General features: G+C 53.3%; 6 protein-coding genes. 5 read left to right on the forward strand and 1 reads right to left on the reverse strand.

What is annotated here, in order from left to right; translation table 11 throughout:
* Positions 1 to 4,014: DUF4347 domain-containing protein (locus Pla22_RS20210; protein ID WP_165440767.1), on the reverse strand; the 4,014-nt coding region annotated here is incomplete at its 3' end.
* Positions 4,015 to 4,492: 478 nt separating this feature from the next.
* On the opposite strand from Pla22_RS20210, the gene Pla22_RS20215 reads away from it, so the two are divergent.
* Genes Pla22_RS20215 through Pla22_RS20235 form a run of 5 tightly spaced genes read left to right on the forward strand, consistent with a single transcriptional unit; the run spans position 4,493 to position 13,060 of the window.
* Positions 4,493 to 6,505 carry a TolC family protein gene (locus Pla22_RS20215; protein ID WP_242632204.1) on the forward strand — a complete coding sequence of 671 codons (2,013 nt, stop codon included), beginning with the start codon at positions 4,493 to 4,495 and terminating at the stop codon, positions 6,503 to 6,505.
* A complete protein-coding gene (locus Pla22_RS20220; protein ID WP_146516646.1) occupies positions 6,502 to 8,484 on the forward strand; it encodes a preprotein translocase subunit SecA in 1,983 nt (660 codons plus the stop codon). Before Pla22_RS20215 ends, Pla22_RS20220 begins: the two co-directional genes overlap by 4 nt.
* Positions 8,485 to 8,527: 43 nt before the next feature.
* Complete coding sequence (locus Pla22_RS20225; RefSeq protein WP_165440768.1) at positions 8,528 to 9,409, forward strand: efflux RND transporter periplasmic adaptor subunit; 882 nt, start codon at positions 8,528 to 8,530, stop codon at positions 9,407 to 9,409.
* Positions 9,410 to 9,446: 37 nt separating this feature from the next.
* Positions 9,447 to 10,889, forward strand: a complete 1,443-nt coding sequence (locus tag Pla22_RS20230) for an efflux RND transporter periplasmic adaptor subunit (protein ID WP_146516648.1) — start codon at positions 9,447 to 9,449, stop codon at positions 10,887 to 10,889.
* A 2-nt stretch (positions 10,890 to 10,891) separates the two neighbouring features.
* Entirely contained in the window at positions 10,892 to 13,060 is a 2,169-nt protein-coding gene (locus tag Pla22_RS20235; protein ID WP_165440769.1) for an HlyD family efflux transporter periplasmic adaptor subunit, read from the forward strand.
* The last annotated feature ends 62 nt before the right edge of the window (positions 13,061 to 13,122 follow it).

Consider the following 13,122-nt stretch of genomic DNA (forward strand, 5'->3'; position numbering starts at 1 on the left):
GTTGAGCGTGATGGTGTGGGGAGCTTCATTGACATTTGCCACTGTCACCGAAATATCGATGGTGGAGGTGGTTGTACCGTCTGACACGCTGACTTGAACGAGGTAGACGTTGTCGCCGTCATCATCTCCAGCAATGTCATAGTCCGGGGCAGCGACAAAGGTTAGGACTCCCGTGCCGCTGACGATTTGGAATAAACTTCCGTCGTCGCCCCCTGTTATGGAATAGCTGAGAGTATCTGCAGGATCCGTTGCAGTGACCGTCATGACGGTCGTCTGATTTTCATCGACAGTTATTGTTGAAGCTGAAGTGATCGTCGGCGAGACATTGTTGATCGTGAATGTTGCAGTCGCGGTGTCGATTCCACCTTCGCCGTCGCTTACGCGCACCGAAATAGTATGAGACCCTTCGCTTGCGATTCCCAAGCTCACCAGATCAGCCCAGGCCACCGTAGGACCGACACCGGACGGCTCATTGGCTTCGCCATAGTTGCCATCATTATCGAGATCCCAGACATAGGTCAGGGTATCACCATCGACGTCCGTTGTCGCGCTTGCATCGAGCGTCAGTGAATCTCCTTCGTTGATGACGTAGGTTGATCCCGCAGATGCGACTGGGGCTGTATTGGACGAATGCGACGTAAAATTCAGTGATAACTCTGAAGTACTTCCCGCAGCATTGGTTGAAGTTGCGGATAAGAACTGCCCAACTGTGACACCGACACCAGTGAGCGTAATGTCGAACGATCCGTTACCGGATGAATCAGTCGTGACAGTGGTCGAGCCAAGATAGATTTGAGTATCACCATGACCACTGCCGTCTGCCACACTGCTAGCGTAGAAATCAATCGTGAAGGTGGACGAGGGATTGGTGTGGAGTGTTCCTTGCACGTTCAGGTCAGACCCCATCACTGCGGCATAGGCCAGCACGGGATAATTGAGCAAGTCATTGGGACCTGAATCGCTATCGTTCGCATCATTAGTGCTCACACTTGAATCTTGCAATGCGATTTCTAAGCCACCATTGCCACCGATTAAGTTTCCAACCAAAGTGTTTCCCACCGATGTATTGGTCTGGACCAAGATACCGGAACCACCGCTATTGGTGATCGTATTCCCTTCGCCAGCTAGTCGACCGCCGATCGTGTTGTTGCTGGCACCATTCCTAATCAGGATGCCTTCGCCAGCATTGCCCAGGCTTGCTGTATTTGTAGAGTCAGTGCCGATATAGTTTCCGACGATGACGTTTCCGGACGTTCCCGATCCGAGGATTTCTATCCCAACCGATCCGCTGTCCGCGATAACGTTTCCTTCTCCTGCAGCGGAACCACCAATCGTGTTGTTATCGGCGCCGTTTCCAATCTGAATTCCTTGGCTAAAGTTGCCAATGGAAGTTGATGTTTCGGTCTTGTCCGTTCCAATCCAGTTAGCAACAACGACATTGTCGTCCGTACCAGAGTCATAAATCACAATACCGACTTGGTTGCCCGAAATCACGTTACCAGCGCCAACGGCACCGATCGTGTTTGAATTGGCTCCACCGTTGATGCGTACGCCAGTGAGCGAATTACTGAGTATGTCATCACCTTCTACGTCGACCCCGATGTAGTTGCCTAGCACAAAGTTGCCAGTCGACCCGGAACCTTCAATCAGGATTCCGCTGCGAACGTTTCCGGAGATAACGTTTCTCGAGGCGTCATCTACGCCACCGATAGTGTTGTTGGTCGCTCCATCCTTCAGCCAAATGCCGTCTTCGTTGTTTCCAACGGCGTTATGTCCCGTTACGTCCGTCCCGATGTAGTTCCCAACAATCGTGTTGCCAGATGAGTCGATGCGGATGCCGCTCTTTCCGAATGCTTGCAGCACGAATCCCTGAATCGTACTCCCGTTGCTACCATTGGCGAGCACAAACCCATTGCTACCACCACCGGCCAATGATCCGTTAAGAACGATCATGGGCGTGCCATTGAAATCGGGCTCCGAGGTCCCATCAATGATCACCGCGTCACTAATGTTGGGCAGATTGTCATCAAGATTGATTACATGAGGTCCGCCACCCGCGATATTGAAATTGATACGATCGGGTGTGGATCCGTTGGTCGTATTGTTCGCTGCCCTGATTGCTTCCTCGAGTGAAATTTCACCATCGGATCCCCGATCGTTCAGCAGTGCGTCTATGGATGACACGTCTCCATCATTGACCGTACTTGTAGTAGTGACGGTGATCGTGTGTGCCGCAGTCGTACCGTATTGACGTGCAAAGACTCCTTCCGAATCGATGTTATTAGTTTGGTTTCCATTGCCCGTCCACACGATTGCAAAGTCATTGCCGTTGAGTGCTACGACCGACGCGGAACCTTGACCGCCCGAAGAGGTCTGATTGACCTGGAAAGTCGAACCGCTGTCGCTGTGGTCGGCTAGGAACTTGCCAGCGCGGACGCCTGTTCCGTTTCCGTCTGAAGTCTGATACGTCACGACGTAGTCACCGGACGCCCCCACCGAGAAAGTGGGATCGATCGCACTGCCACCTCCAACCAATAGCGCAACAGAACCTAACGATCCATCAGCATTCGCATTTCTAGCCCAGATACCTTCAAAGAACGAGACATTGGAGCGATACACAACAAAGTAGCTGTTGTCGCTTCGCACAAATACCGAGATGTCTTCCCCGTCACTAATAGGAATCATGCTGTGCTTGGCCGACAACGCCGATGAATTTCCGTGATCGTAACGGCGAGACCACAAAGCACCGTTGTCTTCCCATACCACTACAAATCTACCAGTCGAATTGATGCTGACGTTCGGCTGCGCAGCATCCGTTTCGGATGTGATCTGGTAGCTGCCCGTTGACAATTCTCCCAGCGATGTTGTCGTTGTCAGATCAAACGCGTTGAATTGAATTCCCTCCAACGCCCCGACGCTTTCCCAAGCAACAACCACCTGTCCTACGTCATTAATAGCAACCGTTGATTTTTGTTGGTCCCCAGCGAGATGGTCGACATTGACTCGCACATCGGTAGCGTCGATCGCTGTCCCATCGGCGTTGAAACGACGCATGGAAATATTAACGTCGCCGCCATCGGAATCCGAAAACGCGATGACGAACTGCCCCGAAGCATTCATTGCCACCGAAGCGTCATACTGGTCTGACGTTGTATTCGTGTTGACCTGAAATTCATCTCCAATGCGATTCCCATTGGCGTCAAATCGTTGTGCTACGACACTGTAACCGTCACCATCGAAAACACTGTCGGTCCAGACAACGATATAGTTGCCCGACCCATCGGCCGCGATTGCTTGGTTACTTCCCGAAATCGTTTGAGTCCCGGTGGTACCGCTGTTAACGAGGAACTCATCGCGATCAGAGAACGCGGGCGTGGCCAGGATCGCGTTCCACCCGTCTTGAAGTTCCGCGGAAAACGCAGTGGTCGATTCAATCGTCCCCACTTGAAATTCGAGAACCCAATCCCCGCCAAGATCAGCGTGTCCGGTATCGTCGTTCGATGCTGCTACGTCAGCACCCGTAAGGGCAGCGAGCGATTCGATCAGCGCCTGGCCTTCGGGCCCCGACGCCAAGTCGCATCCGTAGAACAATAAATCCGACTCGCTGGTCAGTGCACTTTGCCACATCGTCAATTGCCCAGCATAGCCATCGAGGTTGGCTTCGCTAAGCCAAACACTGCCGAGCTTTACCGCGCCGTTTTGCGAGTGCGAGACAACATGAACGGATTCCACATCCGTCCGGGATTCTAGTATTTCAGTGATCTGATCCACACCGTCACGTGAGTCGTCGAGTACGAACACTTCGAAATCTCGGTCCGACTGACTCAAATCATCGAGTAGCTGATCTAAATCAGGAATCGACGAGTCAACAATCACAATCTCGGTGGCGAGCCCCACGCTTGAGCTAGCGGTCAACTCCGACGTCGATTCCGCCTCACTATCTTCGGACGACTCGATGTCTGCGGGCGCAATCATTGCGACATCTGCCCCCTCAGCCATCTCGGGCGCTGCCATGGGCGTCGCGCTAAAGAGAAGACGGGGCTCGAGATCACTTAGCATCGGCGAATGTCGCCGCAATGTGGTCTGGTCCGGTTGTAACGATTGCCCCAACCGGGTTCGCACTTCGTCTGCCGTAATGGCGCATTGCTGCCACCATTGTTTCAAACCACGTGACATGAGCTAGCAGTCCGAAGCGATCCAAGGTACCGGACGACTCCATTTCACCCGCTGAGAAATGACACCATTCGTCCAGGGAAACTTTGCGGGACAGGTAAGCAGCAGGGCGGAAGTCTTTTTCGACTAGGTCAAGATTTAGCGATAGGCGGTTCTGACTGTGGGAGTCAGCACCAATTTTAGGCGCTCAAAGCAGTGAAATTGATCAATCCCAATGGAGCAGTTCGAACGACAGTGCCGATTTTGACCTTGTGCGCTAGTGCTGCGAGATCAGCACGTTTGCGCTATTGGAACGATCACAACCTTCAGACACACCCGCGTGAAACTGCTTCTCTCCCTCGATCAACTTCGCAAATTCGCCATCACCTTGGTGGCGTCGGTTGCGGTTGCGCAAACTCCGGTGATGCTGTTCGCTCAGCAACCCGTGGTGAGAGAAACATCGCCCGTGATTCTGGCTCAAGACGGCCATGCCCCTTTTCATACTCGGGGAGCCGTCGTCCAGCCTGCTGCGGAAATGTCGCTGCACAGTCCCGGCATGATCGAAGATGCAACCATGAACGCTTGGCCGCAAAGTGAACCCAAGCCATTACGGTCTGCGGTGTCGCAGCCCGATCGTTCACACCTCGACGTTCCGCAATCCACCACGCACTTTCATACCCCGCCGTTTCACGTACCCGCACCGGTTTCCCATGGGCCGCATCACGCACAGCTTGATCCGTACCGCATTCGTGCAGAAGAGATTCAGCCAGCCACAAACTCGTTCGCTCAGCAAACGCAACTGATTTCAAACATGCCGTTTGGATCGTGGTGGGAATCCGAAATTACGGGACCGCTTGGTTTCGCCTCGGAAGCTCTTCCCGTCGATGTGGCAGGCCTAACGCAAACTGCCCTTGTTCAATCACCCCTTATCCAAGGCGTGCTGGCCGAACCCAATATTCGACAGCAGGACTTGGTGATCGAGCACGCCGCCTTTGACTCGTTGGCATTCATTGAAGGAAAGTTTGCGGACACCAATGATCCCGTCGGCAGTGCATTGACGACCGGTGACAACTCAGCGAGATTTCGTGATGAAACCTTCACCTCCGGCGCTGGACTTCGCAAGAAAGCTCTTTCTGGTGGCGCATTAGAATTAGTTCAACGAGGTGGATTTCAAGACAACAACTCGACTTTCCTAATTCCCAACCCTCAGGGGACCACGCGGCTGGAAGTTAACTTTACCCAGCCCTTGATGCGTGACCGAGGACGAGCCGTCAACCAAACTCGAATCGTACTAGCGCAACTCGATGTCAAACTTGCGACCAACGAAGCACGCGGCGAACTTGAAACGCACCTGATTGACGTGACTCGAGCCTATTGGGGTCTTTACCAGGCACGTGCCGAATGGTTGCAACGAAAGCGACTTTACGATCGCGCCACTGAACTGCGAAGCGTACTGCGAGCTCGTAGTGGCGTTGACTCGCAACAGCGTCAAATCCTTCGCGCTGAAGCCGCCGTGGCAAGTCGCCAGTCTGAGCTTGTCCGCATCGAAACGCGAATCCGCAACCTGCAGGCGAGATTGAGAACACTAACGGGAGATCCCAACCTTACCCACGGATCCAATTGGGAACTGATCCCACAAGACATCCCGATGATCGAAGCGATTTCGCTGTCACCTCGCGATGCGACCATCACCGCCCTGGACAATCGCACCGATGTCACCGAGGCCATTCGCAAAATTCAAGCCATTTCCGTGCGAGTTGGCGCTGCGAAGAATCAAGTCCTACCACGCCTTGACCTGATCCTGCATTCGCACCTCGCCGGTCTTGATAGTCAACGAGATACCTTCGGTGCGTTCACCAGGCAATTCTCGGACGGACGCCCCAGCTACGCTGCGGGATTGCTCTACGAGATGCCAATTGGCAATCGTGCTGCGCAAGCGCGTCTTAATCGCAATCGATGGGAAATGTGCCGAGCACTCAATGAGTTTCAGCAAACCACCGAGGAGGCGTTCACAGACGTAGAAATTGCAGTCCGCGAGACTCAAACCGCTTACGCCGAGATGGTCGCTAAGAACTTGGCGACCGATGCCGCCGCTCGCGAAGTTGCCTACCTGGAACAGCGATGGCAGCTATTGCCCGACCCCAATGAATCCGCAGTGCTGCTGATCGAGGACCTTATCGACGCCCAACAGCGACTCGCTGATGAAGAACGAGCACTGGTGGCTGCACAGGTCGGGTATGCGATTTCATGGGTTCAAGTTCGCAAGTCGATGGGTGTCTTGCTACGCCTCGATGATCCGAATTCCGTACCCATTCTTGATATCAGCCCGCCATCGTGGAGCGTGTCCCCATGATCGCTCTATTTTCCGACGCCATCGCTCTGTTTTCGGATGGTAAAGACCGACAATCCACAGCGAGGCGGAAGTCGCGCCAAGTCCAGGACTGTGGTTCTATTGAGAACATCATCTGGCAAGGCCGCGCCGCCGCAAAAGCACTGCACGATGCATCGGAGGATCGGCTGAGGCTGCAAACGCGTCAGTTACGCCGTCACTTACAAACGGCTCACAATCCGCAGGACGAATCTACCTTGATGATCGCTGCGGGCGCGGTCATTGAAACAGTTCGTCAAGTCCTCGGCATTAGTCTTTTTGACGAGCAACTACGCGCGGGCATCATCATCGCACACGGTGCCGTGGCGGAAATGCAAACCGGTGAAGGCAAAACTCTCTCTGGTATCTTGCCAGCGTATGTGCAAGCACTATGTGGCCATGGCGTGCATGTTGCCACTCCTAACGACTACCTTGCAACTCGCGACTACGAAACGCTAACGCCGATTTTTGAGCGTCTCGGTATGCGCACCGGACTTGTATCGGAACATAGCACGATCCAAGAAAAGCAATCTGCTTATCGCTGCGACATCACCTACGGATCGGCGCATACTTTTGGTTTCGACTATCTACGTGACCAGATCGCAGTGGGCGAAGAAAACCGCTCTAGACTCGGCAACGAAGTGCTGGAACGGCTCAACGGCAATCAAGTCAACTCAAGGCGACTTCAGCGTGGTTTGTCGGCAGCCATCATTGACGAAATTGATCACGTGCTTATCGACGACGCCGTTTCGCCGCTACTTCTTAGTTCGTCGCAGGATGTCGTTTCACCCGACGCTGATGTTCATAAGCACGCGCAACGAATCGCTGTCACATTAGTCCTTCATGACGACTTCAAATTGCTTCCAGATCGTAGAGTCGAACTGACGGCGACGGGATTCGAGCGTGTCTACCGCGAAGATTTAGCGACGTTACGTCCCTACCTTACACACCCTGCGTTGGTTCGTCCGTGGCACGAGTACGTCAAGCTCGCGATCAAGTCGGCTCACTGCTACCGACGCGATGTCGACTACGTTGTCTCGGCTGACCGAGTTCGCATTGTGGATGCTTCCACGGGACGTATCTTTGAAGATCGAACTTGGTCGGACGGTCTGCAACAAGCCATCGAAGCTCGCGAAGGGCTTCAGATTCGATCGGAAACCAAACCGATTGCTCGGATCACCCGTCAGAAATTCTTTCGTCAGTACGCGTTTCTCGCCGGCATGACTGGGACCGCCCAAGGGTGTGAGGACGAGTTTGCGAGCGTCTATGGATTATCTGTTGAAGCGGTCCCTCTCAGAAAACAATCTCGTCGAGATCTGCTCGCCACTTGTGTTTGCCGATCCACACAAGAAAAAGTTCACTTGATAGCTGACGAAGTCGAATCGATGGTGACCAGCGGTCGCTCAGTTCTGATTGGCACGCTCAGTATCAGCGAGAGTCTCGAAATCGCTGAGGCGCTTGCCATTCGCGGAATGAACTTTCAACTGCTTAATGGAGTTCAAGACGAAGAGGAAGCAGCGCTAGTCGCATCAGCAGGAAAACCAGGAGCGGTCACAGTCGCCACTAATCTTGCCGGCCGAGGAACGGACATTCGCTTGCATCCCCTCGTGGCCAAAGCTGGGGGATTGCACGTGATTGTTTCCCAGATGCATTCGCTAGCACGAGTTGATCGTCAATTGATCGGACGGTCGGCCCGCTGTGGCGACCCGGGTTCCGCACGCATTTACGTCTCTGCCGAAGACGCTATCGCCGCGTCAGCCGCTCCCTGGATTGCTCGCGCAATCCTTCGTACCGATCCAAGTCAAACATCGTCGCTCGAGGTGGACAAACATCTTCAACGCGTACAACGGTACCAACAACGCTCGGAGTTCAACCGTCGTCGCGATCTACTAAAAAATGACGATAACCAGGAACAAATGCTGTCTCGCTACAAGTCCAAACCAGACAGTTGCTGGCAGCTCTAGGTCGAAACCTTACATGCACAATCCTCCTTTGAAAGGCTCCAAAATGCGAATGACTATTCTTACGCTCGCGATGGTGCTATCACTCGGTCTCACAACGGTGACAGCGTTCGGCGAGCAGGTCGAAACATTCACCGAGCCGTATCGACGTATCGCCGTTCCCGCATCGGAAATCGGTGTCATCGAAAAACTGGATGTCCAAGAGGGCGATTCCGTTGTCAAAGATCAGTTTCTGGGCAAGCTTGATGATTCCGTTCTTCGTTCATCATTGATGGTGGCCGACGCAGCGATGAAGGCGCGAGGTCCTCAGAAGAGTGCTGAAGCGGAAGTCGAAATGCGTCGCCAGATTCTGGAAGGCTACCAATCACTCAGTGACCACGGAAACGCAACAAAGCGAGAACTGGCAAGATCAGAGATCGAGCTTCGACAAGCGGCCGCAAGGTTGCAAAGCACTCGTGAAGAAGCGGAACTTCGCCACCTTGAATACGAGCGAGTCAAACAACAAATCGAGCAGCGACGGATCTTGGCGCCAGTAGCGGGCATCGTGATCGCGATCGAAAAAGAAGCGGGGGAATACGTTTCACCTACCGACCCCGTGATCATGCACATTGTGCAGATAGATAAGCTGAAAGCTGTCTTTTCGGTACCGCGACGCGAGGCGATCGGCTTAAAGGCAGGTCAGAAAGTCCGACTTTCGATCGGATACGAAGGACAAACCTGCAATGGCGTCATCGAGTTTGTTTCTCCGATTGCAAGCCCGGAAAGCAACTCCAATCGAGTCAAAGTGCGCATCGACAATCCCAAACAAGAATATCAAAGTGGAGTGTCTTGTCGTTGGAATCTTGACCAAAGTCCTGCACCAGAAACTCGTGAGACAGTCAAAACCACTCAGGTGCGCTCTTCGTCTTCTACATCTAGCAAACGCTAGTTTCTGCACCGCCATAGGCTGCTAGGCTTTTTCCTACATGCTTGATCGTTCGTCCCTACTCGACCATGGCACACTGCCATTATCAACGGAAACGCCAGTGGTGCTTTCCAGTGAGCCTTCGTTGGAGAGTACGCATGCGGTCCCAGAGCATCATACAAAGACTCTCGCCGCAGTTGTCGCTTTGTTGTCGACCCTAGATCACTGTGACACCGCAGCGGAAGCATCCCAAAACGCCGTCGATCACATCCAAGACTATTTGTCCGCCAACCGAGTGATGTTGCTGTGGCGAAGTCGCAGCGGTGGTACCATCGCGAAGCTTGGCGATACTGAAAGAACGAGTGCCAAGGAGATCGAACCGTTTATCATCGCTGCGGGAGAAGAGATTGCTGCTCGCGATATGCAAACTCGGTTCCCACCTACCAATTCGATGGACCGACACGCCCTATTGGCGGTTGCACAGTTGGTACGAAATCTGCCCGCTAAGCATCTGAACGCGATTCGATTGTCGGATCATCTCGATCGCGATCGAGGCACATTGATCGTGCTGGAATCCAGCGAGACTCAATGCGAGACCTTCCTTAATGTGGTTTCGCGACCGCTTGCGAGTGCAATTCATCGCATTGTTCGTTTGCAGCCTTCCGTCGTCGAACAAGGGGTCCGAAACATCCATGCGTTTACCAAGCAACGAAGTCGGATAGGCATGCTTGCCGTTGCGGTTCTGTTCAGTGCGTTAATGTTGATCCCGGCGACGTATCGCGTCGCGGCGACCGTTGAACTGCAACCGGTGGAACGGCGATTCATTGCCGTCCCTGTGGATGGACCCTTGCTACGAGTGCATGTCCGTCCCGGTGATCTTGTGGAACCAAGAGGATTGCTGGCGGAAATCGATCCTCGCGAAATTGATTTTGAACTCGCTGGTAGCCAAGCCCAACTAAGTCGAGCTGAACAAGAACGCAAAGCAATGATTGCCGAGCACGACTTCGCAGGGAGTCAAATCGCGGTTCTTGAGCAGGAACGCCTGCGAAATCAGACCCAACTGCTGGAACATCAACGAGGCAATCTGGAAATCCGCAGCCCGATCAATGGCATCATCATCAGCGGCGACCACACACGAAGCGAAGGCATGCCAATGACACGTGGTGAGACTCTATTCGAGATCGCACCACTTGGCGAAATGATGGCCGAGATCGCGATACCAGAATCAGAGATCGCTGAAGTCCAGTCTGGTATGGAGTGCACGTTTCATCTGCACGCCTATCCCAATCGCACACTTCGTGGAACGATCGAACGAATCAACCCACGAGCTGAACTGCGAGATCACGAAAACGTCTTCATCGCCGAAGTACGCGTCAAGGATCCCGATGGTTTGTATCGTCCCGGTATGCGAGGACAAGCGAAGATCGAAAGCAACTCTCACCCACTCGGATGGAACCTCTTCCACCGCGCATACTATTCACTTGCTCGCGTGATTGGTTGGTAGCAATGGCTAGCCGCAATCCCAACACGATTGACCTGACCACTGAAAAGATCCGTCTGGCAGACGATTTGTGCTTTTGGCCGGTGCACCAGCGCAAGACGCTTGTTTATCGGATCGAAATCCCTGCCCTGCATCGGTTCTTTCGCGTTGGATACGAAGAATACGTGTTCATGTCATTTCTGGATGGCAAAACGACTTTGCCTCAGGCATGCGGATTAGCAGCCTCGAAATTGGGGCAAGACGCACCGTCGGCTGACGAAGCAATGACAATCGTTAACTGGCTACTCGCAAACGAATTGGCCTATCTGGCTAGTGATTCTCCACCTTCGAGAGAGCGTTTGCGTCAGTCAGGCCGTCCCAAGACTTGGCTCGCCAGGATGAGCAAGTTCAATCCCTTTTGGATCAAGATCCCGATCTTTCGCAACGACCACTCGTTGTCGAAGTTCTCTGCATTCCTAAGCCCGCTATTCGCATTGAAGATCACGTTGTTGTGCTCTGCGTTTATCGCATACGCCTTGGGGATTCTGTGGGCCAATCGTAGCGAGCTAGCGGCCTCTGCAACGCAACTACTAGTTCCAGAGAATTGGTGGGGCATCTTATTCGCGTGGATCGTTTTAAAGACCATCCATGAACTCGCACATTCCGCCGCCTGCTATCGACTAGGCGGCAGCGTGCGAGAGGCCGGTGTGGTCATGGTGTTGCTTGCGCCGTTGGCCTATGTGGACGTCAGCAGTTGTTGGCGAATGAACTCGAAGTGGTCGCGAATATCCGTCGCTGCGGCGGGCATGTATGTCGAATTGCTTATCACCGCGGCAGCAACGTGCGTATGGTCGCATACTGATTCGCTGGTGCTAAAGACATCGATGTACCAAGTCATTGTGACCGCCGGAATCTCGACGTTAATCTTCAACGCCAATATCCTGATGCGATTTGACGGCTACTATATTCTTGCTGATGCGATCGACATTCCCAATCTCTATTCGGAAGCCACGAACGCGCTGAAAAACTTGCTTCACCGATGTCTTACCGGACGCACGGATCGACAACATGACTTGGGGACTTGGCGCAAGTACTTCGTCCTCTGCTACGGGATCGCTGCTGCAGTATGGCGAGTCGCGGTTTGCGCTTCTCTCTTCATTGCTGCATCGACAATGTTCGAAGGCGCAGGCATTGCGCTCGCTTGCGTTGGGCTCACATTCTGGACTGCTCCCTTACTGAATTCTCTTTATCAAGGTCTAGTCAGAGTTATTCGAGGTGGATGGTATTCTGCGATTCGCCCGCTTGTCGTCGGCTTCGCTTTGCTTGCCATCTTCATCGCCACATTGGTGAAGCTACCCATACCAACGTCGATCGCGGTTCCCTCGGTGGTCCAGTACCTTCCGGAATCAACTGTTCGCAGTCGGGGAAGTGGCTTTGTCGAGAAGTTGCACGTTACGGATGGTCAATTTGTCAATCAAGGTGAGCAGCTACTCGTTCTTCGCAATCCCGAACTGCGGAATCGGCTGAAAGACTTGGAACTCAAGTCCCAACAGGTGGAAGTTCGACTGCGGCAAGCCACAGAAAAACACGATGCCGCTGAAGTTCAGTTATTACGAGAAACGTTAAAATCGTTCTCGCGGCAAATAGAGCCACTGCGAGATCAAGTCGCATCTCTCACGATTACCGCTCCGCACGCCGGTCGCGTGATTTCACGAGGTATTAATCACCGTCTTGGAAGCTTCATCCATGAGGGTGACGTTGTGCTACTAGTCGCGAATGAGACAGACAAGCAAGTAATTGCCGTAATCGCTCAAAGTGTTGTCGACCAAACTGGTTCATGGGTCGGAAAGTCAGTGATCATTCGCGGAACCGACCAAGTACAACGTAGCGGAAAGCTCTATCGAATTGATCCAAAAGCCACCGATCACTTGCCATCGCCCGCTCTTGCATCAATCGAAGGAGGCCCGCTTCCGGTTCGAAAAGCAAGTGACCAAGACCAACAAAGCGGTGCGGATTCTATGCGATTGATCGAACCGGCATTCCGAGCACGCGTTCGACTCGATCCAGAAACCGCGAAACAGTTGCCAGATGGGTCTACCGCACAAGTACATCTTGGCTATCGGACCGACCCCATTGCTACGCGTTGGGTTCAACTGATCCGAGATCAATGGCACAAAGTTCAACTACGAAGGTAAGCTCGCACATCGTGCTTCAGGCTTCTGCATAACAAAAGCCTGAAGCGATTGAACAGCGACAA

The organism is Rubripirellula amarantea, assembly GCF_007859865.1.
In the GTDB taxonomy this organism is placed as follows: Bacteria; Planctomycetota; Planctomycetia; order Pirellulales; family Pirellulaceae; genus Rubripirellula; species Rubripirellula amarantea.

What these genes read in the sequence shown, in the direction of transcription:
- Pla22_RS20220 (WP_146516646.1), top strand. Translation starts at nt 6,502, where the DNA reads ATGATCGCTCTATTTTCCGACGCCATCGCTCTGTTTTCGGATGGTAAA.
- Pla22_RS20225 (WP_165440768.1), top strand. Translation starts at nt 8,528, where the DNA reads ATGCGAATGACTATTCTTACGCTCGCGATGGTGCTATCACTCGGTCTC.
- Pla22_RS20230 (WP_146516648.1), top strand. Translation starts at nt 9,447, where the DNA reads ATGCTTGATCGTTCGTCCCTACTCGACCATGGCACACTGCCATTATCA.
- Pla22_RS20235 (WP_165440769.1), top strand. Translation starts at nt 10,892, where the DNA reads ATGGCTAGCCGCAATCCCAACACGATTGACCTGACCACTGAAAAGATC.